Annotated in this window: 22 protein-coding genes; 5 read left to right on the top strand and 17 right to left on the bottom strand. The window is 47.2% G+C overall.

Going from position 1 to position 25,018, the window contains the following annotated elements; genetic code table 11:
* Positions 1-49 precede the first annotated feature (49 nt).
* From mutS to ACXHJ2_RS09135, 4 genes are all read right to left on the bottom strand, one after another.
* Complete coding sequence (gene mutS / locus ACXHJ2_RS09150; RefSeq protein ID WP_025675104.1) at positions 50-2,869, bottom strand: DNA mismatch repair protein MutS; 2,820 nt, start codon at positions 2,867-2,869, stop codon at positions 50-52.
* Positions 2,870-2,979: 110 nt separating this feature from the next.
* Positions 2,980-4,215 (bottom strand): putative amidoligase domain-containing protein, encoded by a 1,236-nt coding sequence (locus ACXHJ2_RS09145; protein ID WP_165082448.1) that lies wholly within the window; start codon positions 4,213-4,215, stop codon positions 2,980-2,982.
* A 125-nt stretch (positions 4,216-4,340) separates the two neighbouring features.
* The gene (locus ACXHJ2_RS09140; protein ID WP_013371552.1) at positions 4,341-4,898 is read right to left on the bottom strand and encodes an outer spore coat protein CotE; all 558 of its coding nucleotides are present in this window, start codon (positions 4,896-4,898) and stop codon (positions 4,341-4,343) included.
* 126 nt (positions 4,899-5,024) lie between these two features.
* Positions 5,025-5,921, bottom strand: coding sequence for a LysR family transcriptional regulator (locus ACXHJ2_RS09135; protein WP_025675099.1), 897 nt, complete (start codon positions 5,919-5,921; stop codon positions 5,025-5,027).
* Between the two features lie 115 nt (positions 5,922-6,036).
* Between ACXHJ2_RS09135 and ACXHJ2_RS09130 the strand changes: the two genes are divergently transcribed.
* Entirely contained in the window at positions 6,037-7,353 is a 1,317-nt protein-coding gene (locus ACXHJ2_RS09130) for an amino acid permease (protein WP_165082446.1), read from the top strand.
* A 21-nt stretch (positions 7,354-7,374) separates the two neighbouring features.
* Here the strand turns inward: ACXHJ2_RS09130 and ACXHJ2_RS09125 are convergent, their stop codons facing one another.
* The 5 genes from ACXHJ2_RS09125 to ACXHJ2_RS09105 form a co-directional block, all read right to left on the bottom strand.
* Positions 7,375-8,331, bottom strand: coding sequence for an aromatic acid exporter family protein (locus ACXHJ2_RS09125; RefSeq protein ID WP_013371555.1), 957 nt, complete (start codon positions 8,329-8,331; stop codon positions 7,375-7,377).
* Positions 8,332-8,448: 117 nt separating this feature from the next.
* On the bottom strand, positions 8,449-9,282 hold the full coding sequence (locus tag ACXHJ2_RS09120; RefSeq protein WP_137078719.1) for an ABC transporter permease: 834 nt from the start codon (positions 9,280-9,282) through the stop codon (positions 8,449-8,451).
* An 8-nt stretch (positions 9,283-9,290) separates the two neighbouring features.
* Positions 9,291-10,103: an ABC transporter ATP-binding protein gene (locus tag ACXHJ2_RS09115; protein WP_165082444.1), complete on the bottom strand. Its 813-nt coding sequence runs from the start codon at positions 10,101-10,103 to the stop codon at positions 9,291-9,293.
* Entirely contained in the window at positions 10,100-11,188 is a 1,089-nt protein-coding gene (locus ACXHJ2_RS09110; RefSeq protein ID WP_165082442.1) for an ABC transporter substrate-binding protein, read from the bottom strand. The genes ACXHJ2_RS09115 and ACXHJ2_RS09110 overlap by 4 nt, the downstream gene beginning before the upstream one ends.
* 140 nt (positions 11,189-11,328) lie before the next feature.
* A complete protein-coding gene (locus ACXHJ2_RS09105; RefSeq protein WP_165082440.1) occupies positions 11,329-12,846 on the bottom strand; it encodes a carboxypeptidase M32 in 1,518 nt (505 codons plus the stop codon).
* Between the two features lie 173 nt (positions 12,847-13,019).
* On the opposite strand from ACXHJ2_RS09105, the gene ACXHJ2_RS09100 reads away from it, so the two are divergent.
* From ACXHJ2_RS09100 to ACXHJ2_RS09085, 4 genes are all read left to right on the top strand, one after another.
* Positions 13,020-13,583, top strand: coding sequence for a beta-class carbonic anhydrase (locus ACXHJ2_RS09100; protein WP_013371560.1), 564 nt, complete (start codon positions 13,020-13,022; stop codon positions 13,581-13,583).
* 251 nt (positions 13,584-13,834) lie between these two features.
* On the top strand, positions 13,835-14,401 hold the full coding sequence (locus ACXHJ2_RS09095) for a PadR family transcriptional regulator (RefSeq protein WP_013371561.1): 567 nt from the start codon (positions 13,835-13,837) through the stop codon (positions 14,399-14,401).
* A gap of 159 nt (positions 14,402-14,560) precedes the next feature.
* Complete coding sequence (locus tag ACXHJ2_RS09090) at positions 14,561-15,016, top strand: hypothetical protein (RefSeq protein ID WP_013371562.1); 456 nt, start codon at positions 14,561-14,563, stop codon at positions 15,014-15,016.
* 3 nt (positions 15,017-15,019) lie between these two features.
* Positions 15,020-15,298, top strand: a complete 279-nt coding sequence (locus ACXHJ2_RS09085; RefSeq protein ID WP_013371563.1) for a YxcD family protein — start codon at positions 15,020-15,022, stop codon at positions 15,296-15,298.
* A 96-nt stretch (positions 15,299-15,394) separates the two neighbouring features.
* Here ACXHJ2_RS09085 and ACXHJ2_RS09080 read toward each other — a convergent pair whose 3' ends face one another.
* The 8 genes from ACXHJ2_RS09080 to ACXHJ2_RS09045 form a co-directional block, all read right to left on the bottom strand.
* Positions 15,395-16,264: an STM4011 family radical SAM protein gene (locus ACXHJ2_RS09080; RefSeq protein WP_165082438.1), complete on the bottom strand. Its 870-nt coding sequence runs from the start codon at positions 16,262-16,264 to the stop codon at positions 15,395-15,397.
* Positions 16,261-17,688, bottom strand: a complete 1,428-nt coding sequence (locus tag ACXHJ2_RS09075; protein WP_165082436.1) for an STM4012 family radical SAM protein — start codon at positions 17,686-17,688, stop codon at positions 16,261-16,263. The genes ACXHJ2_RS09080 and ACXHJ2_RS09075 overlap by 4 nt, the downstream gene beginning before the upstream one ends.
* 69 nt (positions 17,689-17,757) lie before the next feature.
* Positions 17,758-18,540: an STM4013/SEN3800 family hydrolase gene (locus tag ACXHJ2_RS09070; RefSeq protein ID WP_013371566.1), complete on the bottom strand. Its 783-nt coding sequence runs from the start codon at positions 18,538-18,540 to the stop codon at positions 17,758-17,760.
* Positions 18,540-19,874 (bottom strand): STM4014 family protein, encoded by a 1,335-nt coding sequence (locus ACXHJ2_RS09065; protein WP_165082434.1) that lies wholly within the window; start codon positions 19,872-19,874, stop codon positions 18,540-18,542. The genes ACXHJ2_RS09070 and ACXHJ2_RS09065 overlap by 1 nt, the downstream gene beginning before the upstream one ends.
* Before the next feature lie 67 nt (positions 19,875-19,941).
* Positions 19,942-20,784, bottom strand: coding sequence for an STM4015 family protein (locus ACXHJ2_RS09060; RefSeq protein WP_165082432.1), 843 nt, complete (start codon positions 20,782-20,784; stop codon positions 19,942-19,944).
* A 222-nt stretch (positions 20,785-21,006) separates the two neighbouring features.
* Positions 21,007-22,473 (bottom strand): efflux RND transporter periplasmic adaptor subunit, encoded by a 1,467-nt coding sequence (locus ACXHJ2_RS09055; protein ID WP_025676820.1) that lies wholly within the window; start codon positions 22,471-22,473, stop codon positions 21,007-21,009.
* A 71-nt stretch (positions 22,474-22,544) separates the two neighbouring features.
* Positions 22,545-24,062, bottom strand: a complete 1,518-nt coding sequence (locus ACXHJ2_RS09050) for a DHA2 family efflux MFS transporter permease subunit (protein ID WP_016822117.1) — start codon at positions 24,060-24,062, stop codon at positions 22,545-22,547.
* 15 nt (positions 24,063-24,077) lie between these two features.
* Positions 24,078-24,731 carry an HlyD family secretion protein gene (locus ACXHJ2_RS09045; protein WP_165082430.1) on the bottom strand — a complete coding sequence of 218 codons (654 nt, stop codon included), beginning with the start codon at positions 24,729-24,731 and terminating at the stop codon, positions 24,078-24,080.
* Positions 24,732-25,018: the final 287 nt, after the last annotated feature.

Genomic DNA, 25,018 nt, shown 5'->3' with positions numbered 1-25,018 from the left:
TCAAAGTGTGATGAAAAATAAACAAAATAATAATATCTAATATTCTTAATTACAGACCATTGGCCTTGTTCTTTAATTCATTTAACAGTTGCATCGCCTGTAAGGGTGTCATATTCATGACATCAGCATTTTTCACCTTCCGCAAAATTTGGCGCACGATCGGATTAGCTTCTACCGTCTCTGAGTGTGGCTTGGAGGGAGCAAGGTCCTGCTCTCCGAAAATGGACAGCTGTACCACGTCAGAAGCTGCATGCTCCAACTCACCTGAATCTTCCACATTCTGTAGTGTATCTTCTTTTACCAGGGTAGCTTGCTGTGATCCAGACTGGACTGGTGGTGCAGTTTCTCCGTTTGCTTGCAATGTCTGGTCCGCATATTTTGCGGACATTGGAGAAATCTCTTCTGTCCCTGGCACTGTACGAAGATCAGTCCCTTCCTTCGCTACTCTTGCTGTCTCGGTGCCTGCCGTTACTTGAGCTGCCGCCTGTTCAAAACCATACAGTAGACCATTTGCTCGCTCAATAATGTTATTAGGCAAACCTGCAAGTCGGGCACAATAAATACCATAGCTACTACTAGCCGCGCCCGGTATGAGCTTGCGTAGAAAATTCACCTTATCGCCGCTTTCCTGCACGGCCATGGAATAATTTCGCAGCGAAGATAGACCTTGCTCCAAATGGGCCAGCTCATGGAAGTGCGTAGATACCAGCGCCTTACAGCCAATCGTATCATGCACAAATTCGATGACCGCTTGTGCAATTGCCATCCCTTCGCTGGTGGACGTTCCTCGTCCCAGTTCATCAATTATAATCAGACTTCGTGGAGTTGCCTTGTCCGTCATGACTTGAATATCTGCCATTTCGACCATAAACGTACTCTGTCCACCAATGAGATCATCCGCTGCGCCGATCCGTGTGAAAATGCGATCCAGCATCGGCACTTTAGCACGTGCAGCCGGGACAAAGCAGCCAATTTGAGCCATAATCGCAATGAGTGCAACCTGACGCATATACGTACTTTTCCCAGCCATATTCGGACCGGTGATGAGTAGAATATGCGCATCGGATTCTTCCAACACTGTGTTGTTGGCGATAAAGCCGCCATCTTTCATGACGGCTTCCACAACGGGGTGCCGTCCCTGTTCCACTACAAAATCATATCCTGTTGTCAGCTCAGGCTTCACGAATCCACGTTCCGCGCTAACCGTTGCCAGCGACTGATACACGTCAATTTCAGCAACTTGCTCTGCCAGCTTTTGCAGACGGGGAATTTCAGCGTTCAGTTTACTGCGTAGCTCTGAGAAAAGCGTGTACTCCAGATCCACCATCTTATCCTCAGCTTCCAAAATCAGCGATTCCTTTTCCTTCAATTCCGGTGTGATATACCGTTCTGCATTCGCCAATGTCTGTTTGCGTTCATATCGACCTTCCGGTAATGATGCCAAATTGGATTTGGTCACCTCGATGTAATAACCAAACACTTTGTTGTATCCGATTTTGAGTGACCGAATGCCGGTTGCTACTCGTTCTTTGGCCTCCAGCTCAGCAATCCAACGCTTACCGTTCACACTCGCCTCACGCAGTTCGTCTAGACGCTGATGATAGCCTTCCTTTATAAGCCCTCCATCTCTTACGGAAATCGGGGGTTCATCAGCCACTGCTTCCTCAATCAGCGTACACAGGTCTGCACAGCTGTCCAATGTTTGTGCAATCCGTCTCAGCGTATTCGACGGAGATTCAGCGCACAGCTCGCGTAAAGACGGAATTTGGGCCAGAGACAGCTTGAGGGCGATCAAATCTCGTGCATTAGCACTACCAAAAGCGATCCGTCCTACCAAACGCTCCAGGTCGTAAATCTCTTTAAGCTGAGCACGTACATCCTCGCGGAAAATAAACTGGTGGTATAGCTTGTCTACCGCTTCTAACCGTTCCTCAATTATATTGCTACTCAACAGCGGCTTGTCGATCCAACGACGTAACAAACGTGCGCCCATGGATGTCTCTGTCCGATCCAGCAACCACAGCAACGAGCCTTTCTTGGAGCGCTCACGCACCGTCTCCACCAGTTCCAGATTCCGGCGGGTAAATGGATCCAGAATCATAAAATGATTAGGCTCATAGACCGAGATTTGGGTCAGTTGACCTAACGATCTTTTTTGCGTTTCATTTAAATAGGAAATCAGGCGCGATACGCACCGTCTGCGTTCCTCCGTAAGCCTTGCCCACGTGGCTTCACCAAATTGATCCCGTACCAGATCATCCTTGGATTTGTCCCACGCCGTATACACAACCCGCCTTCCAACAGGGGACATACGGGAGGTCACAAAATCAAGCAAATGACCATCCCCCAACATTTCGGACGGCTCATAAATGTTAATTTCATCTAATAGCCATTCTTTCGAATCAGGTACGGAAGTCACATAGAGTTCACCTGTCGACAAGTCGCATGCCGCCAGCGCCAGCATCCCGTCCGTCTCTGTGACACATACCATGTAATTGTTGGATTTATCACCCAGCACCTTGCCCTCCATGACCGTACCCGGGGTCACAACACGGACAATATCCCGCCGTACCATTCCCTTGGTAGCTGAGGCTTCCTCCATTTGTTCACAGATGGCCACCTTATAACCCTTCTCAATAAGGCGTTGTATGTAATTTTCTGCTGAATGATAAGGCACGCCGCACATCGGAATTTTCTCCGCGACGCCACCCTCACGACCAGTCAGTGTAATTTCCAGCTCCTTGGATGCAAGAATCGCATCATCAAAAAACATCTCGTAAAAATCGCCCAGGCGGAAAAACAAAAATGCGTCTTTAGCCTGCTCTTTTATAGATAAATATTGCTCGATCATCGGTGTATATTTAGACATACCGTTTCCTAACCCCCACACTTTGTTCCGTTTAAACTCATATTTACCTTTCATTATATCAAAAATGACAGTCGATAACATGAAACCCTCTCGGGTGTTGACACTTGATTTTACGAAAGCTTCCAGTACGGGCGCAAATCCCGTGTTTCATCCCATTGTTTTCCCTTGCGAAGGCTATCCAGCAGTGGCGCTATATAAGCTTCATATTGAGAAAAGATCTCTAATGAAATCATATCTAAAATAAGTGGCTCCATATACTCTCTAAGTACAACCTGATTCCCTTCATAAAAAGCTCTGTGAGCCTCTTCTTCTCCCAGCGGCCTACGCTGCAAACGTGAGTATTGGGAAGCAATCAGAAACGCCATCCCAATCACACCTTTCGCCAGCTGTGGCGAGATTAGAAAACTGGGCAGTGTTCGATATTCAAAGCCTCCGTAAGACTGACGGCGAAAATCGCCCAAATTGCCATAATGCGGTCTGCGCCGAGCCGAGCGCTTGTCTTCCAGCAGCGCCAGAGGCAACGCCAAATAGTTATCTAGTGCCCTGAGTAGGGCACCATTTAGCGGAACCCCGCTGAAATGCAGATGTCCGCCCAAGGGAAAACCCGGTTGCGGCATTCCGCCCGCCTGCCAGATGAGCGTATGGTCATCTATCTGCCGAGCTGCTATCGCAAAAGCTTGGCGCAGGTGCCTCAGCAGACGGGCCGGATCTTCACTTGGTGCAGGACGAAGCTCAGCGACTGGGTATAGCGTTCGTCCTCGGCGGGTAACGGCATCGCAGCCGGCTACGCCTAATCGGCCCAAATATCGAGAGGCCGGAACAACCCTCCCCTCTGGCATACGAACCAGCACAAATTCGGGATCCATTCCGATTAATAGTCGCGCTCTGCCCCGTTCCGCTGAAAGTTCCTCTCCCGGAGCATCCTCTTCACGAGCAGCAGCTTCATATAGCGTGGCCAAACGTCTATCGTTCAGCCATGGCTGTGCCAAGACATGGCGAACCTGACAATTACGTTCTCCAAGCGGCCTCAGCACAACCTCACCACTGTCCAAACCGAGAGTGTACAACGCACGTACAGCCAGCCGCTCCATCCGGACATAGAGCGGTGATTGATAATCTAGTTCAGACCGATCATATGCACTAACCTTAGTAGAACTTTCGAGGGCACGTCTACGGATTTCCAGCACCCGTAGTTGATGGATTTGCACCGCGTAGCCGATCGCAAAATCTGCTGTACTCTCATCCAGCCAACGAACCGAAATACCTGAGCGCTCCAATCTGCGCATTTTTTCATCGTCCGTCATCTGTCTGAAACGTCTGAGCGCCTGTCCCGGTTGCCGCATCATAACTCCCCCTTACCGATCTACGTACGGACTTAAACAATCCAAACGACAAAAAAGGAGGGCCTTTGCCCCCTGCGCAATATCAGCCGGCGCAAAGAGTAAAGTGGCCCTCTTTTTGGTCACTCCTGTCAGAGCTCGTCGTCAATGAGGTCGGGGTCGAGCTCCTCATAGTCCCCCTCTTCCGCTCCAAAATCAAAGTCCTTGTCAAAATCGTCACTGCTGCCATACGGGAATACTTCTACAACAATCTTCGTTTCCGCCACCAGCTCCACCGCAAATTCCCGCTCGACCCGGATCATTACGCTGCCACCTCCAGAAGACACACTGGCCTCGACGCAACTTGGCTCCTGTGTAGCTTCGGCGGATACTTCCACTGTAGACGCCCGGTGCTTCGGATCAAGATACGAGAGCGGCACATTTTCTACGTACGACACCGTTTCCTTAGCCACATCGGTCTGCGAGTTTTTATCGTATGAGTACCAAATATTGATATCATACGTCCCGATGACCTCAATGCCGTCTCCAGCCGCCACAGCTTCATACTGGTGGTTAATAATCCATGCCCCCAAAATACTGGTCGGATTATTCGGCGGAGTTACGGTATGGGTTACGGTAGAGAATCTGCGACCTTTACCACAGATCGCTTTGGTAATAATCTCTCTACGATTTTTATGACTTAATGCCATTCTTGAACCTCCTCCATACAATCAATCATTCCATACATATGTATGCAGGTTGTGGGCGAATGTTGAGTGAATAGGCGAAAAGGAAAAAATATTATTTGTATAAGCATATGCCGCCATGGCTTGAACTCATGCACGCCAATGTGTTACATGCTGCTCAACGATCTGTAAAAATTCGCTGAGAGCTGGCGATTTCCACTTTTTCGTGTGATAAGCGACCTGAGTAGCCACCTGCTGTTCACTGTCATCCCAGGCTAGACGTGCCATTTTCCCTTCTCGCAGCTCATTTTGTACCGTAACCAGCGGAAGCAGCGCAATACCCAGTCCAGCCATGACGCATTGCTTGATGGCTTCTATGCTCCAAAATTCCAGACTAGGGTCTGCAAAAATACCGTGTTTGTTCAAATACTGCTCAAAAAGGATTCGGTACGTACATCCAGCCTCCGTATGCAAAATGGTTTCGTCCTTCAAGTCGGCAGGCTCTACCTGTGTATAGGCAACCAGTGAATGCTTCAGTGGCGCAACCAGCGCCATCGGCTCATGTATAAGCGTGGTGATATTCAGTTCCCTATCCTCCGTCTCAGGTTGAAGCAAAAAAGCCAAATCCAATTCACCGGAACGGATCAAATCACGTAATTCCCAGCATTCGCCGGGTTTAAGTACAATTTTAACCTTTGGGTACCGCTCCCTGTACTCACGGATCAGACTCGGCAAACGAAAAGCAGCCAGAGACTCTGGTGCTCCTATTTTTAGCGTTCCTGCTAATTCTGTTTCTGAACGAAGCGCATCCTTGGCCATAGCATGCATCTTGGAAATTTCCTGCGCATAGGGCAGCAGACGTCGTCCGGCATCGGTCAGCATAATTTTCTTGCCAATGCGATCAAACAGCGGCGTACCCAATTCCGTCTCCAGTGTTTGAATTTGAGCAGTAATACTTGACTGTGCATAATCCAGTATACGCGCTGCTCGCGTAAAACTGCCTGCCTCCACCACATTTATAAAGGTAAACAAATGCCGCGATTCCATAATCCGCTCCTTCAATCGATTTTTCCGATGCAAGCAATCGTAATATTCCGTTTTTCCGATAGATTGATTATCTGATAAGCTGGAGAAAATAACAAGAGAAAGAAGGCTTTTCTGCATGACGAATGAAAATAAGCTTCAATCCACTATTGGTCTTCCACAGGCCATTGCGCTCTATATCGGAGCTGTATTGGGTTCGGGGGTATTGATTGTGCCTGGTCTTGCCGCCCAAATGGCGGGTCCAGCATCGTTGCTGGCATGGGGATTCATGACCCTGCTCATTCTGCCAATGGCGCTTTCCATGGGACTTCTATCCGCGAAATTCCCAAATGCGGGAGGGGTATCGCATTTTGTGACGTTGGCCTTTTCCCCACGTGCTGGTGCTTATATCGGGTGGTTTTTTCTCATGTCGGTTCCAATTGGGGCCCCTGTTGCCGCACTTACCGGAGCCGGCTATATGACCGCAGCTATGGGCTGGGGAGAGGAAAGCCGCATAATGTTGGCCGCTGCCATGCTGGCGGTGGGCCTGGTCATCAACTGGATTGGTATGAAGGTTGCCGGACGTATTCAGATTGCCGTCGTTATAGCCATCGTTGCCGTCCTGATATTCGCTATTGCCGCAGCACTCCCTCAGATGAAAACTGTTCACTTCACGCCGTTTGTTCCACATGGCTGGCTTTCTGTCGGCCAAGCAGCTGCGATTCTGTTCTGGTGCTTTATCGGCTGGGAGGCTGTGTCCCATATGTCAGAGGAATTTACCAATCCCGAGCGATCTGCCGTTAGAGGTGTGACCATTGCAGCCGTCATTGTAGGTTTGCTTTATTTTCTTACTGCGCTTGCTACGGTAGGCACACAAAGTTACCTTGCAGGGGGTTCGGATGCTTCGCTCATATGGGTGATTAGTCGGGCTATTGGGCCATGGGGTGCGATCATTGCGGGCTTGACGGGGATCTTTATTTGCACCGCTACTATTATTGCTTACGTGGGTGCCGCTTCACGAGTCGCTTATGCTTTATCTCGACAAGGACAGGCCTTTCGCTGGATGGGCGTGTTATCCCAACGCTTCCATACTCCTATCGGGGGCATTGCTTTTCTTAGCGTCTGCTTCGTGATCATTATGGTGTTGTACAGTAGCGGTGCTGTTTCACTCACCAACCTGATCCAATTGCCGAACGCTACCTTCATTCTGACCTATCTAGGGGGTTGTGCAGCAGGAATCAAGCTCCTATGCGGGAGTCGTTGGGGAGTTTCCATTAGTTGGATTTCCTTCATCTCCACGGCAGTTGTTTTCCCCTTTGTCGGGTGGGCCATGCTTTACCCTTGCCTGATCACCGTTGTCTTATGGATCACAGATCGAATTCGGCATAAACGGACTTTCACTCATCCGAATTCTACCGTTACTGAACAAGAAAAGGCTACTGTCCGTCATAGATAGTAGCCGCTCAAGGTCCTTACTCTAATTTTTCACCGGAGTAGGGGCCTTGTCCTTTTTAGCGATTTTCAAATACTGGTGAAGCTCATGTGTAAGCTGCAATAATGCCGAACGAATCTCAAATTCCTCCCGAGTTGCGGGAAGCTCCATGGCTTTAAATTCTTCACGAACCTGCTCCAGCAGCTTCTCGGTCTGTCCTGTATAATGTCCAGCCAAAACGTCGTTGCTAAGCTGGTCGAACAGCTCGGCCAGAAGCTTGGCCTGCGGCATGTGTTGATACATTTGTGCGATCAACTGCATCATGTTTTGAATCGAATCCAGCTGTTCTTTGCGCATATAAAAATACACATTCCAGCCTTCTTGGGGACGAAGCATTTGATTTTCCAATGAACGACCCGCCTCAGTGACCCCTTTGGTGATCACGCTGTCCGCTTCAATAACTTCCTTGCCATCCCATATGTATGCCGGACTACGCAGCGTGTTGGCCATATTTCTGAATATAACAGAAAATGTCCGATCCACCTCCTGCCGGATTTGTTGCATTGTATTATCAGAACGCGGCATATAAGCTAGATTGACAACCATCGCAGAACCCAGCCCAATCACCAGCAGAGCCAGCTGGGTCAGCAGTACCTCCATATCAATCACACCGCCGCTGAATACTCGGAAAACCACGACCGAACCCGTGACAATGCCTTCCTTAAAGCCCACCCGTACAATGACCGGAAACGCCGTTAAAATATATAATGCAAGCACCCAATCATGGAATCCGAATACCACAAACAAAACACAAGCAAAAAGAAGTCCCACGACGGATGCAAAAAATCTCGCCGAAATGGTGCGGAGACTTCTCTTGCGTGTGACATCCACCCCCAAAATTGCTAAAAGCCCTGCCGAGGTGGCTCCGTGAATGCCTACTCCCTCCGCAATAAGTACGGCCATTAATGCGGCAATAGCCGTTTTAATCGTACGAAAGCCCATGAAAAAATTCTGTCCCCTCTAGATGAAATCTGTTTTCTCATTTTCATAAATATTAAGTATTTCATTTTCATGGTACTTTATTTTCACGTTTTACACAAATATTCAGAAATTTAATAATTACCGATGAGGGCGACCTGAAAGCAAGCGGTGCTCCACATACACGACTGCCTGATACATCAATGTAGCTACGACAGCAATGATCAACAAACTGGACATGACCAGCGTGAAATTGAATACCTGAAAACCATAAATAATCAAATAACCCAAGCCGTTTTTAGCCACCAAAAATTCACCAACAATCACGCCAACCCATGCCATGCCGACATTCACTTTCAGCGTAGAGACAATTGCGGGAAAGGATGCAGGCAAAATTACCTTTTGAAATGTATCCCGGCGCGAACCTCCAAACGTGCGAACCACTTTGATCAAATTCGAATCAACTTCCTGAAAGCTGTTGTACACCACAAGGGTCGTAATGATAACCGTAATGGAGAGGGTCGTCATCAGAATCGCGGTAAAACCCGCCCCAAACATGACGATAAAAATCGGACCCAGCGCTACCTTCGGCATACTGTTAAACACAACCATATACGGGTCAAGCACCCTCGACAAAAACGGCGACCACCAAATAAGTACCGCCAGCAGTGTACCGAGCAGTGTGCCGAGCAAAAAACCTGCCATCGTTTCTCCAACAGTGACACCTACATGCCCCCATAATTCACCGTTGACCGCATCCTTGCCAATCTGAGTGAAAATTTTGCTAGGGTAGCTAAACAACAGTACATCAATCCACTTCAAACGACCTGCAATTTCCCACAATACAAATAAAAGCAGCAAAATAGCTGTCTGCACACCTGTTACTAACCACTTTTGCAAACGCCTGTTACGCAAATACGTCTGATGCAGTCCTTGAATCCAACGTTGCTCAAGCTGATCAGCTTCGTTCTTCATACATTAACTCACTCCTTTGCTCCCGAAGCCTCCAGTTCCCCCCATATCTCATGAAAAAGCTCATTAAAGCCCGGCTGCTCGCGTGCATAAAAAGGCTGAGCTTCCCGGATGGAAACCGGAATCTCGAAAGTACGTCGGATATGACCAGGATTTCGCCCCATCACTAAAACCCGGTCACTGACTGCAATCGCCTCGGCCAAATCATGCGTGACTAAAATCGCCGTTTTCTCTCGCTCGCGCAAGGTTTGCACAACGAGGTCCTCCAGCTGCAGCTTAGTTTGATAATCCAGCGCGGAGAACGGCTCATCCAGCAGCAGCAATCCCGGATTCGTCGCCAGCGTCCGTACCAGCGCCACACGCTGGCGCATTCCTCCAGACAACTGGGATGGATGCAAATGCTCCTTTCCTCCCAAACCCATACCTTCCAGCAATAATCGCGTCCGCTCACGCGCAGCTTCATCTACTCTGTTGCTTAGTTCCAGACCTAACAATGCGTTATCCATGATCGTCCGCCACGGGAAAAGATAATCCTGCTGCAACATGTAACCGACCTCAGGACTCGGGCCACTTACCGGCTGACCTTGCAACATAACTTGACCTGCCGCTGGACGCAGCAGCCCGGCGATCATAGACAGGATCGTCGTTTTGCCGCAGCCGCTTGGACCGACTAAACTGACAAATTCCCCTGTATTTACGGAAAAATCGATATTCTCAACCGCTAATGAAGCTTCCCGATCTGTTACGTATACATGGGTCACTTGCTCCATTCTCACCATCGGGATCGTCACATCCGCAGTGAGACCACTCTGTTCCTCCGTCATGGTGAACCTCCTGCATCCACAGCTGTATCCGTAGCTTCGGTTGTGCTCTTTTTCACATCTGTTTCAGTATTCCCGATAGAGTTGGAGGAGATCGCCTGTTTTGCAAAACTTGGGTTTACCAGCTTATCTAGTGCAACCGGGCTTTTCAGCTCACCTGCCGAAGCCATGACATCCTGTAAATTATTCCATTCATTTTCCTCAATCATCGGGTTCATTGCATAGGTACCCTGTTCCTTATAGCGCTTGATACTACTCGTCAAAACAGCTAATTCTGTATCCTTAAAATAAGGTGTAATAGCTTCGGCGATCTGTTCAGGTGAATGCGCAGCAATCCACTGCTGTGCCCGATATATGGCATTTGTAAATTTCTGAGCGGCTTCGCTATTGGTATTTAGATAGCTTTGCTTCGCCATATATACCGTATACGGCAACTCGCCACTCTCTACGCCGATAGAGGCAACTACCCGACCTCGACCTTCCTTTTCAAAAATAGATGCCTGTGGCTCAAACAACTGCACATAATCCCCTGTACCCGAACCAAAAGCAGAGGCGACATTGGCAAAATCAATATTTTGAATCAGCTTCAGATCCTTATGAGGATCAATGCCGTGTTTGCGAAGCGTAAATTCAAGTGACATTTGTGGCATTCCGCCCTTGCGTTGTCCCAAAAAACTTTGTTGTTTCAGCTTTTCCCAGTCAAAGCTATCCTGCGTTTGCCGAGCAAACAAAAAGGTTCCGTCCTTCTGTGTCAGCTGAGCGAAATTAATGATAGGGTCCTCTGCTCCTTGCTGATACACATAAATAGATGTTTCCGCGCCGATCAGCGCGATATCTGCCTGATTGGACAACAACGCCGTCATCGCCTTGTCTCCGCCAGGGATCGTAGCCAGTTGGACATCCAGTCCCTCCTGAGCAAACATCCCCTGGCTCAAGGCTACATACTGCGGCGCATAAAAGACCGTACGGGCTACCTCGCCAAGTCTGATCTCAATCGTCTGCCCCCCCTTGGGGGCACACCCACTGAGCAACAGTAATCCGAGTAGTGCCGCAGCCACCACTGCTTTAAAACGGGCGCCGTATTTCATCCTTGTTCCCTCCCCACCTTTACATGGTTGACTTCATATATTGTTATGCGGCTGACGTTATAATGGTTAACTGCATACAAAAACCCCGAATTTGCCTATGAATGCGAGGTTTTTGTGTGCGATTGTATAAGAACTCTAAATCAGAGCTTGTATATGGATGTATATTTATCTTCCAGATAGTCGGCGAGATAATCAGGATTCAGATCCTCACCCGTAATGGCTACAATCAACTCAGACGGCGTCCGGCTCTTGCCGTAACGGTAAATCCGTTCAGTCAGCCATTGCTTGATCGGCTCCAGCTCACCAGCAGCAATCAGCTCATCCAGGTTCGGCAGCTCCTTACGCAGAGTCGCCAAAATTTGGGCTGCATACATATTGCCAAGTGAGTAAGAAGCAAAATAGCCAAAATCACCACCGGACCAGTGAACGTCTTGAAGTACGCCCAGCCCGTCGTTCGGGGGTAGAAGCCCCAGGTATTCTTTATATTTTGCATTCCACACTTCGGGGAGACGCTTTACATCCAGCTTTTCATTAAACAGCATTTTCTCAATTTCATAGCGGACAATGATATGTAAATTATATGTCAGCTCATCCGCTTCAATACGAATCAATGAATTTTCCACGCGGTTGACTGCCCGGTAAAATTGCTCTGCCGTGACCTTCGCCAAACGATCAGGAAAATGCTTTTGCAGATCATCGTAATACCGATCCCAGAAAGCACGACTGCGTCCGATTTTATTTTCCCACAAGCGGGACTGGGATTCATGAATCCCCATAGAGGTTCCTCCGGACAGTAGTGATCCTGCCAGCTCAGGAGCAATGTTTTGTTCGTACAGTGCATGGCCTCCTTCATGCAGTGAGCTGAAAATAGCACTGGTTACATCATCTTGCAAATAGTGTGTTGTTATACGCACATCACCTGGATTTAATCCTGTCGCAAAAGGATGCACACTCTCATCCAAACGACCTGCATCAAAGTCATAACCCATCTGCCCTAAAATGAACAGACTGAACTTTTCCTGCTGCTTCACATCAAATACACCGTCTAAAAAGCTCTTATCCGGCTGGTTGGGTGAAGTCTGAATTTTAGACAGAAGGGGTACAAGGCGCTTTTTGAGTCGATCAAAGACAGCATCCAGCTTTTCAACCGTCATCCCTGGCTCATATTGATCCAAAAGTGTGTCGTACTCTGTATCCTTAACACCCCAGTAGCCGATAAACTCACGCTTCATGTCTACGATTTTAGACAAGTACGGTTCGAATCCGGCAAAGTCGCTATGTTCCTTTGCTTCCTCCCACTTGCTTTCTGCCTGAGCCGCTAAAATGCTATACTCCCGGTAGCGGTCTGCTGGGACTGAACGATTCAAGTCATAATTTTTGCGACATTCCTCTACCAATCTGCGATCATTGTCCTCCAGTTGCTCCAGCTTGTCTTTTGCGGCAAAAAATTGCAGCAACTGCCCCATTTCATCTGAGATCATCAGCTTGAACATTTCCGTGGACAGCATCCCCAACGTCTCGGACCGAATGTCAACTCCCTTGCGTGGAGCTCCTGTCCGTAAATCCCAGTGCAGCAAGCCGACTGCTTCGCCATAACTGCTGATTTTGTGTGAGATTTCCTTTAAAGCCGTCCATTGATCCAACGTCTGTTGCTCCATAATTAGGGTCACCTCTTTAACTTAAAATGGTTAAAACTTTACAACTACCTATACTTGATGATACTTATATTAAAAAGTATAATCAACACACAACATGTACGACCAACTCCTAATACCTGGATCAACGTTGGGCAGTACATATTGCACTTTATTAGAATCTGGAGGGAACTATCGTGGATCACATCCAAGAAATTTTAGAGTACAATCGTGTTTTCGTAGAAAACAAAGAATACGAGGCCTATAGAACGGGCAAGTTCCCTAACAAAAAAATGGTCATCATAACCTGTATGGATACGCGGCTAACGGAATTGCTCCCCAAAGCCATGAACCTGCGTAACGGGGATGTCAAAATTATTAAAAATGCGGGTGCCATTATTTCACAGCCTTTTGGAAGTGTAATGCGCAGTGTGCTAGTCGCTCTATATGAGCTGGGAGCAGACGAAGTACTCGTTGTAGGTCATTATGAATGCGGTATGGCTGCATTGAATGCTGATCATATGGTTAATGAGATGCTGGAACGTGGAATTTCGCAAGAAGTGCTAAGTACATTAGAAAATTCAGGTATTAAGTTAAATAAATGGTTGAAGGGTTTTGACAACATTGAAGAAGGGGTACAGACTACAGTGAAGCTTATTAAAAACCACCCCCTTCTCCCTCCCAATACGCCCGTTCATGGTATGGTAATACATCCGGATACAGGCGCGTTAACCCTTGTTGTTGACGGGAATAACCAGTAAACAGAATCCTTATCCTCAAAAGTTATCAGGGTAGTTCAGGCGCGTATATACGTGCTTAAACTACCCTGTTTCTATGAAAAAAAGCACATATACATACCGAATGACCCCAGCCAATTTTGGCTAACCTGTGAACGACTGGTGTGAAAGTTGTCAAACCATACAGTTTCAGTGTACACTTTTTATGGAGCCGCAGATTACCTGCCGCAGAGCTGTTACAACCGTTACTTTGATGGATGAAGGAGATAAGATATATGAATTTACTATCGTATGGTCTGTTGGGACTTCTCGCCAGAGAGGAATCCTCCGGCTATGATCTGATGCTGCGTATTCAGCCTTTTTGGCAGGCCAAGCACAGCCAGATCTATCCGCTACTGGCCCGTATGGAGAGCAAGGAACTGCTAGCCTCCCGATGGATTCAGCAGTCCGACAAGCCTGATAAAAAGATGTATACCATTACGGACAAGGGAATCCATATGCTTCAGCAATGGTCTCAGGAAACGTTAGCTGCTCCGGTTACACGGGATGAATTAAGCCTTCGACTATTCTGTCTCTGGTTGACGGACAAAACTAGCGCCAATCGTATGCTAGAGGAACGCAAACGTTATTTTATTCAGAAAATCCGTCATCTAGAGGATATACTGAACGACATTCCCGCAGAAAATTTACACTTTGGCAGTAAGAATTTCGGTGACTATATTCTAGTACAAAAAGGGCTTATGAATGCCAAAGCAGGCCTGGAATGGTGCCAAATGGTGCTGCGCATGCTGCTTGCCGGTGATGTCAGAGCGGACACTAATCCGTTTTTACTTAAACCCTAAAGCAAAATGCTTTTATCAATCCATGCATGGGATTTATGTACGTTATCGTTTAATTTTTTAAAATTTAAAATTCTTTGAAACCCTTTTCCATACTATATCGTATTACGGGTAAGCGGTTGTTTGACCTATAACACAAATTACTAGGGGGATTATATTTACATGAAAAAGACATTCACTTTGAAAAATATGATGATGCTGATGATGGCTTTCACCCTACTCATTGCTATGATCGCACCATCTACAGCTGATGCAAGGCGTGGTGGCGGATTTAAATCCGGACCAAAATCATACCAATCTACACCAAGCAAGGCGAATGACAGCAGCGGCATCAATAAGTCTGATAGCGGAACTAAATCTAGTGCGGCTACGGGCAACACAAGCAGAACCGGTGGGTTCCTCGGTGGCGGTGGCGGGTTCCTCAAAGGTATGATGCTGGGCGGCTTGGCAGGTATGCTTTTCGGCGGATTGTTCGGCAACATGGGTGCATTGGGCAGCTTACTTGGCCTGGCCGTTAACGTTCTAGCTATTTATGTCCTGATTATGGTTGGTGTAGGGATCTACCGAGCTATCAAAAATCGCCGTAGACCCGATGATTCTCGTGGAGGACGTTACTAAGTTATGATTTTAAGCATGGATGAGATTGTCAATGCCATTTGCCTGCATATGGCTGAACGCAAGGGCGTACGACCGACCGATGTGGTTGTGGAGCTAAGCTGGGAAGAGGATACAGGCTATACAGCCGAAGTTCATGTCCAGGGACGCAGTCAATATCTGGTGGAAGCCAATATGATTGAAGCCATTCTGAGATATCTTCATTCCGAATACAATATTCGTGCCTATCGCGAGCAGGTCAGATTGGATCTGGATGAAGAAATTACCGCTATTGTCCAAACTTAATTAAATTGCATAGGACCGTCGTACAAACTTGTTTCAAAACAAAAGAACCGCTCTTTGCCTGGTGGCAAGGGCGGTTCTTTTTCTGCTCTTTTCTCTCTAATAGATCGTCATGGTTGTACGCGGCACCCTTTCAAGCAAACCACTACCATACATTTCCCGAAATGGCTGCTCTTCCATATGGATATAACCGATATAACAGCCACATTCTTTCATCCGGCACGGACGCTGGGCGCTCAGCCCCTCCAGACCGTCTCTGTACAGGTGCCCAATCACACGTCGATCCTGATAGCAGTGTTTTACTCGCCCGTCACCTTGGACGTAGAATACATCTGCTCCCGCGCGACATGCTCTCCCCTGGCTGCTATAATCCTTTAAATTCCATTGAAAATAGGGATCTATCTCAGTTAATTCGGTAACCTCGGCATCCGTATAATAATGTGGTCGGTCCTTGTAGGCGTTGATCCACATATAAACTTCTTTTGGAAGTTGCGCCCGCAAGGAACGAATAGCCGGGAACGCCTGTCTCAATCCAACTGTACCGACACTACAGGAAATGCCAAGTTCATATAGCTTCATCGCCTGCGATATAAAAGCTTGCTCTTTGGTTTCTCCAGGATGATAAGTAGCCCACAGCGCAGCCGTATTTGGATTTAGTTCTTTTGTCCAATCCAGCTTAGCCGATAGATTCGTCTGTACCGCCACTTTTTCCACATGCGCCATATGAGAAAACTCAATCATAGCCTTACGATACCAGGAATGAATCAAGGCTTCTCCGTACGGATTAAAAAAAATGGAGAGCTGGTGCCCCAAAGCACCCTGCTCCCGTACCCAATCAGCAAAACGCTCCAACTGCGCCCGATCCTTGTTCAACGTTTCCCGACTATCGACGTTTTTACTGAATGGGCAGTAAGGGCAAGCATAGTTGCACGAGGTCAACGAACCACGATAATATAAGGTCGATCTCATGCGCCTACATATCCTTCCATACGCTCGCGTACTGATGTGGAGATCATCCAGTCTCCAATCGCATCGGAATAGGCCATTCCTTCCTCCGTAAGTCGAAGCGTGCCCTCCTCGACCACAGCCATACCCGATTCCAGTAGCAGCGACATTCCTGTAAAATCGTCTTCCAGGGATACACCAAAGCGCTCTGCATAGGCACATAGCTCCAAACCTTCCCGATGAAGAAGCGCCTTCAGGATAAAGCGCCGCTTACGCTCATCCGCATTTAAAATAAAGCCGTAGTCAGCCAGATCATGACGCTCCGCCGCCACATAATCCGCGATAATACTACGTGTAGCTGCTGTACTGACACCATACCGGCTGGCATAGTGTACATCGCGTGTATAAGAGCGTGCACCACACCCCAATCCAGCCATGCCCTCCTCCTGGCAACTGTAGGGTAAAAGCTCTTTGCTAGATGTACCCTCATTTTTAGCAAAACGGCGCATGGAATATTGTACATATCCTGCCTGTTTGAGTCGTTCGCGCGCTACTTCATACAAGCTGAGGCGAATATCATGATCCAGCCCAGTATAGCCAGGCTTTAAAATCGTATTTTCACGAATGTATAACGGGTAAAGAAAAATCTCTCCTGGCGAATAGGACAGGGCTTCCTCGAGAGAATACAGCCAGGTTTCCACCGTTTGACCAGGCAGACCATAGATCAGATCCACGTTGAGCAAAGGAAAATTGTATTCTACCAGCCGCTCAAGTGCATCTCTAACAAGCTTGGGCTTCTGAGGTCGGTATATGGCGGCACTTTCTGATTCCACAAAGCTCTGGATTCCCATGCTGACACGATCTGTACCGCGGCGCTTGAGCACCTCCAGCCTATCCTCAGTTACAGTATCGGGAGAGGCTTCGACTGAAATAGAAGCTCGCTTGGGGTCCAATCCCATAATATTTTCTGCAATGTCAAATAAACGCTCCACCAAAGGAGCCTCCAATAAGGTCGGCGTACCACCGCCAATCGCAAAACGCGAAAAAGGCCGACCGCCCATAATTGGGGCCCATTGCCGAGCTTGTCTTTCTAGCGCATCCACATACTCCTTGTGCACATCCTGGCGCTTATCCGGTAAAGTGAACAGGTTACAAAATCCACAGCGAGCTGCGCAAAACGGTATATGCATATACAAAAAATAGCTTTCCAACTCTTCTTTCTCCCACAATTCCTGCAATGAGAGCGGTGTATCGAACGAACGATAGGCCGTTTTATGCGGGTAAGAGTACAGATAGGAGCGATAGGGAGCTTCTCGGATCGTACGTGCCCATTCTACAGGAGTATCCGGCCACTGAAATCTAGTCGTTACTAATTTTGTGTCCATTCCTGGAGAAGTTTGGGTTGCTGCGCCTATCGGATGTAGGTGATTCAGATTCATGGCTTTCATTTCTGCTCCTTCCTCGCGCTGGATTGGATTCTTGATCATTTATCAGTGCAAACTACTTTTCTTTTTGTCCTACAGTATAAAATCGCGGTAAGGCACATTCCACACTACCTCATGCGCCAGACGATGCCCTTCGTAGCCGTCTTCGCCATAAGCTGTACCATGATCGGAAAAAGCCATGCAAAACGTCTTGCCACGCTTACGCAAAGCATCAAACAAGCGTCCAAGTTCACCATCCACATACCGCAAAGCTGCTCGTTGAGACTCTACTGAATCTTTTGAAGAGCCCTTTACAAAATAATGATTAGGCCCATGGATTGCTGATACATTCAGAAACAAAAACAAGCGCTGTGCAGGGTCTGCCTTTTCCAACAGCTTCAAGGCATGATTCACCTGATGCTCTGTTGAACGAGGGTTGGTAACGCCAAAGTTCATGCGCCAGTAGCTCTCTTGAAAATATCCGGGCAGCACCTTGGCCAGCTTGTTCTTCTTCGTGAAAAAAATAACGCCACCGATACAGATCGTCCGATAGCCCTCGTTCTCCAGCCCGGACACAATGTCCGGAGCATCGAACAGCCAGGTATGTGGATGCGTTCGCAATCCCGTATCCTTTGTGTGAAACAGCCTGATATGTGAAGCCTTATCTGTATTGGCCGGAGTCGGTAAAAATCCGCCAAAAAAAGCATGGTGTGCAGCATATGTAAAGCTCCCTGGTGTATGGCGCTTTTCCCACGACCCGGAGCCGCATAAATTCGAGCAGTTTTCTTCCTCCAGCTTGGCTACGTCATAACGCAGGGTATCCAGTGTAATCATGACAATATCATGAGAGCCGACAATTTGATTCATATCAGTCATTATCTGTCTTTCCTTTCCAAAACTACGCTCCTATTAGCAAGGTGCAGCATTTCCCATTCATATGGATTCCAACCCTGATACTCAACCCGATACAGTAAATCACCGAACGGATTAACATCCAATACATAGGGACGACCACCGTGAGCCGGAACGAGCACATCCAGTCCAGCAACCATAGATGACGGAAAAACCCTCATGGCGGCTTTTGCAGTATGCTGGACCGATTCTACCGTATTCTGTGGTAGTCCGGCTTCCTCTAGCGAGAGTCGCTCATTACGCAAATGTAGATTTGTAATGGGGCTGTGACTCAAACGTAAAACCGCATGACAAGCTTCTGATTCACACACGAGTTGACGCACATCATAAACACGTCCGTTCAGGATCGCTTTGGGAATCCAGCGTTCCACATGTACCCCTTCCAAACATAGCCAGTTAAGGATGGCATGAATGTCCTGCTTGTCTGTATAACGACGCAATCGTCCGGCATTATAATACACACGCTGTCCGTGTATGATCTCTGTTCCAATCGTAGTTACCGCCAGCTCTGCATGTGTCTGGGGATGTACCTGATATGCCATAACACCAGAAGCACCTGACCCGCAAAATATTTTCACAAATACGCGGTGAAACCCACTCTCTTTCATAGCTGTATGCAGATCGACAGCATCACGAAATGCACCGCCTGAAGCTGTAAGCACAGGCGGGACCCTGATGTCTGCCTGGTCTAATACGGCGCTACAACGCCGTTTGTCAAACATGACGGCTACTTCCGCAGGATCGTTCATCCAGCGCGACGAGGGCCAGAGCCGATCTACTTCATGCCGCAGCCAAGCCAACAGACGGCAATAGCCCCGGAACCATTGTGCCGGGTGCCAAATGCGACCATGCTGCTCCTGCAAACGGCGCGCTTCTGCCGCCAGTATACCTGTGCCATGTGCCCATTCCGGCCATGGCAACAAAGAATCGTCTCCCTCGGCATCCGGGGCGCCCAGAGCAATCAATTCCCGCTCTACCTCAAAGTTTTCGCCCGGTGCATCCAGACGTAGCAATGGACCTCTGTCCACCCGCCCTGCCAGTAATTGATCAATGCTCTCTTGCACATGGACACTGCCATTCACGCTATCTTGCGCAGCTTGTGCAGCTATCCTGACCATCAGTTCGCGCAGACTGTGCTTCTCTCGAATGGCCCCCAACACATCTGTATAGGAAACCTCCAGAGCTGGCGGAAGCATTAATCTGCTTCGTGCTTCCTGCAGCCCCGTAGTTCGACGATTCCCCGAATTACCGAACAAGATAAACGGCTCGTTGACATTACTATCCCACATCTTCATCATAGAGCCGCCTCACTTTTATTCTTTTTAATTTTAAATTCAATCCGTTTTAGAAATCCATTGGAACAAATTACTCTGTCAGTGATGGATAGCGCCAATCATCTTCTTCATCTGCTTCTTGTTGATCCTCTACGTTCACAGATAAACCTGAGCTTTTCCAGCGTTCCATCATTTCACTAGACATATAATGATAGCTCAAATCCAGATGTTTTAGCCCTTTTATACTTTCACTAGCCAGCAGCGCTTCTGCACCTTGATCAGACAATGTACCTTGTGAGAGATCTAGCACTTCCAGTTGTCCAATCACAGGGGCATTAGCAGCAGCAATGGCAATTTCATCCTGTATCTCACTGTCTTTGAGTCCCAAGTATGTAAGTTTGGGAAAAGGATTGCTGTCCAAAAACGGTAAAATATCTTCCAGTTTACCGTCAAAACCATAATCCTCGACACCCAAATACAGCTCCAGCTTGCGCAGTTCAGGCAGTTCGGCATTACGTATTTGCTGAAGAACGCTTGCAGGCAGACCACCACAAATAATAACCAATTCTTGAAGATGATTATGGCGAAGTGGTTCCAAGCTCAGGTCCTGGCTTCCTTTAATATGTAAGGATTCAAGCTTTGGAAACGCTTCTAACAGCGGGGACAGATTCGTTTGGTTAATCCATGATACCTCACACTCATCATATTCCATATCACCAATAAACAGCTTGCGCACCTTAGGAAATTGATCTTTAAGCTTCACTAACACCGGTATAAAATCATCTGGTGAGTTTTCATAGGCGCCTCCCCAATCTCCGATGATCAGATCCGTAACTTGGGCACTCTCCGGCTTGGCTGCCAGTTCCTCAATAGATTTAGCCATCGTTTGGCCATTCTCATAAGCTTCATAATCTACAACCAATTTCACTTCCATCTCACAATTCCTCCGATCGCTTGTCTGAGATCTCGTAAACTATCTATTTCCAATTTAGTCTATCCTATTCTACCAATGTTCGTCAAAAAAAGTCCCAGATCGACATTAATCCTATGTAAAATGTGCAAATGAAATAAAAACAAGACAGCCCACTTACGGGCTGCCTTGGGATGTATCCATAATAAATTTCTACTATTATAAAGAACGCAAGTTTAGACCAAGTTATTGGGTAATTGTAATCGGTGAGTTATCGGACAGCAATGCCAGATTATTCACGATCACATTCTCTTCCTTGCTCAAGCCACTGGTAATGAGTGTTTGTGAACCTGTCGTTTGAACAGTCTTCACTTCCTTGCGTTTCGCATGGTCGCCGTTTACCACATATACATATTCTTTACCTTGATCCTTTTGCACTGCCGCAGTAGGAACAACAATACCTTCTTGCGCATTGGCAGCGACAAAGCTGATATCAGCCAACATGCCGGATTTCAGTTTCATATCTGGATTGGCTACTGAGATTTTTACAGGATAGCCTTTTCCGCTTGCATCCAACGGGCTTACATTTTTGACTGTACCTGTTGTTACAATGTTGGAAGCTGCAACACGAACCTGTACCTTGTCACCTACTTTTACATTGTTGATCTGTTCCGCAGGGACATAGATCAATGTATTGACCGTACTCAGGTTAGCAATGACAAGCGCAGGAGACTGAGCGGATACCATTTCGCCCACTTCTGCATTTTTCGTACCCACAATACCGTTGATCGGTGATGTAACAACGGTGTCATCCAATGCATCCTGAGCAATGTTTACATTCAGTTGTGCCTGCTTAAGAGATTGTTGGCTAGACTCGATGCCAGCCGTATTTTGAGATACTTTAAGTTGATTTTGCGCATTGCTGTAGCCGCTGTTGGCATTACTGTAGCTATTTTTTGCTGACTCATAGCTGTTGCGGGCTGTAGTTAGGGCCTTTTGAGCCGCTATCAATTGATCTTTTGCATTAGCCTGCGCATTTTGTGCATTATTATAAGCCGCTTCCGCATTCACAACTGCGGTTTTTGCTTGTTCTAATTGTGCTTGGGTGCTCGCACCAGCATCAAACAGACTTTGTGTACGGGTTACATTCTTTTGTGCATCTGCCAATGCTTGCTGTGTTTGTTTCACCGTATTGGCTGCCGAGGAGACACTATGTGTCGCTTGTTCTACGGCTGTAGTTGCTTGATTAATAGCTCCCTGAGCCTGATTGATTGCACTTTGGGATTGAATCACACCGCTTTTGGACTGCACTAAGCCCGAAGTTGCTTGAACCATCGTTGATTCATGGGATGCTTGAGCGGTGCTTACGCCTGCTGCTGCTGCTGCGGCGGCGGCACGGGCTTTTGCAACATTGTTACGCATATCCTTATCGTCAAGCTTGAATAGTACTTGACCCTTTTTAACCTCAGAACCAATATCCACAGGCAGCTCAACCACTTTACCGCCTACTTTAGGCACAATATTGACTGTTTCCGAAGGAGTTACCGTACCTGTATAAATATTGCCCTGTCCGATAATCCCCTGCTGTGCTTGACTAATTTTAACCGGTACGACCATGTCCTGAGCCGCTCCGCTATTACTGGAGCAGCCTGCCAGCACTGCGCCGCCGAGGACTAAAGCCGCTAATGTACTTTCTACTCTCAATATTTTCATGATAATTCCCTTTCTTTCTGTCCGTGGAAATAATGTAAGCCATCCAGTCGATATTTTTGTATTTCTCTTTTTTAAGCTTCCGGCTGTGTCTTTGCTTTCTTCCTCTGAATAAACAAAAAGATGAGTGGAATCGTGCAAAACAGCGGTATAGATGAAATGAGGAACGTATCCCCAATTCCTCTCGATGTAGCATCCAGTGTGATTAAACTACTTATGGATGACATCCATGAGCTACCCAATGTCGCTTGTAGCGTATGAGCCGAGTCTTGTGTAATGGACTCCGAAATTTGCTGGGCATGGGCAGCTGAACGGCTTTGCATAATGGCGGTCAGTACCGCAATCGCCATAGATGCAGCCACGGTACGTACCAGATTGGACGCTGTAGACGCATTGGCTACCTTGCTCGGATGAACAGCATTCATGCCGACCGTGGACAATGGCATCATGCAAATACCAATTCCCAGACCCCGTAATGCCATTACGGTTTCCAACCAGGCATGCGAAGTATCTGGCGTAAGCTGATGAAGATGATAGGTCATAAAGCTGGTTAACGTCAGGCCCACAAGTCCCAAAGGCACAATGCCGAACTTATCGAACAGCTTCCCGGCAATAGGCATCATCGCCGCCATGGCAATGGCCTGTGGAATGAGGATAATACCAGTATCAATCGGTGACACGCGCTGAATATTTTGCAAAAACAACGGTGTTAGGAACGTTCCTCCGTACATCCCCATCATGACCAGACTGGAGGCGATAACACTAATCGTATATTTTGAATTCTTGAATAATGAAATTTCAATTACAGCATTATCCTTGCCGCTTTCTACATAGATGAGAAAGACAAGTGCCCAGAAAGAAATAAACAGCAGAGATACAATCCCAAAAGAAGTCCAGCCATCACGCTGGCCGTTTGTCAGTGCGTACAAGAGTGTTCCTGCACAGGTTGCCGCCAGTAAAAATCCTGGCAGATCAAACGGTTTCGGCGTAACCTTAGGCGGCTCCTTGATGAGAAGGATGACCATTAAAATGGCAAATAAAGCAACCGGCAGACTGACAATAAACAAGAAACGCCAGTTAAACCATTCAATTAAGTAGCCACTCAGCGTAGGCCCTACAGCTGGTGCGGCCATTGCAGCGATACCCCATATACCAAGGGACATCCCGATTTGTTCACGCGGCATAATTTTGTAAATAATCGTCATACTCAGCGGCATAATGACACCGCCGCCCAGACCAGCCAATACACGCGCTGCAATCAGGGAAGAATCACTCCATGCAAAAATACATATTCCTGTCCCCAGCGAGAACACGCTGAGCGCAAGAATCAAAAACTTCTTGTATCCGATACGCTGCTCCATATATCCGGTAATCGGGACGATTACGCCGGATGCAAGCGTGTAACCTGTAATAACCCACTGAATACGTGTCGTCGTTGACCCTAAATCCGTCGTCAATCGTGGTATGGCGACATTGATCAGACTGTTGTTCAGAATGGCGACAAAGGCGCCTAAAACGATAGCAAAAAAGGCAAGCCAGCGTTCTTTGGAAGAATCTGTCGAAGGAGCAGCAGCAGTTTCATTGGCAGCCACATGGACCCCTCCTTTTTAAGATGTATGAATTTTTACTTCCACGTTCGTTCCAGGGATAAGCTTCATGTCCTTCGGCTTGTTCACAGCAATTTCTACAGGTACACGTTGAGTCACCTTATTAAAGTTACCACTTGTGTTCACAGCAGGAACGAGCGAAAACACTGCATTGGAAGCTTCGCCCACTTTACGAACCTTACCCTGAATGACCTGATCGCCTGCAGCATCAAGCGTAATGTCAACAAGCTGTCCTGGTTTAATACGGTTAATATCGGTTTCTTCAATATTCGTGGATACATACAGGTTGTTCATATCAACCATAGTCGCTACAGCACTACCCGGTGTTCCAATTTCATGTTCTTTCGAATAAATCTTAATAACAGTTCCGCTAATCGGCGCACGCAGCACAGACTTGCTAATCATGCTTGCATCCAGTCCTGATACATCCTGTTCGGCAATCGGTTCATTGCGTTGCAGCACATCGCCTTCTTCAACATCAATGTGGCTAATCTCACCGGAAATTTGCGGCATCACCTTATACTGATCGGCTTGAATGCGCGCATCGTCACTTTTAACAAAGTGTGTTGCCTGATACCAATAATAGTAGCCAATAGCTCCACCACTCAGAATGAGCAGCACGATGAGAATCGGCAATACAGTTTTCTTACTCACTTGTTCCACCCCTGTTGTCCAAAAAATTTTTATTATTCAACGCTAATATTTTAAAATTGAAATATTAGGGCATTAAACCAAATCTAGAGCATAAATAAACACATGGCAGCAAGCCATGCACAAGACAGGACTTATTTATGTACGTAGGACAAGCTGATCCATAGTCCACAAACCGTCTTTATTATATTTAAATATTTTCATATAACTATTGTACATTGAAATATTATAGATATATTTATCTATTCAGGCAATATAAATTTTCAGTTTTTTCAGAATTTTTTTTCACA

The sequence above is a fragment of the Paenibacillus sp. ALE3 genome (assembly GCF_054113405.1).
Note: the sequence above shows the minus strand (reverse complement) of the source record. Positions and strands in the feature narration are given on the sequence as shown.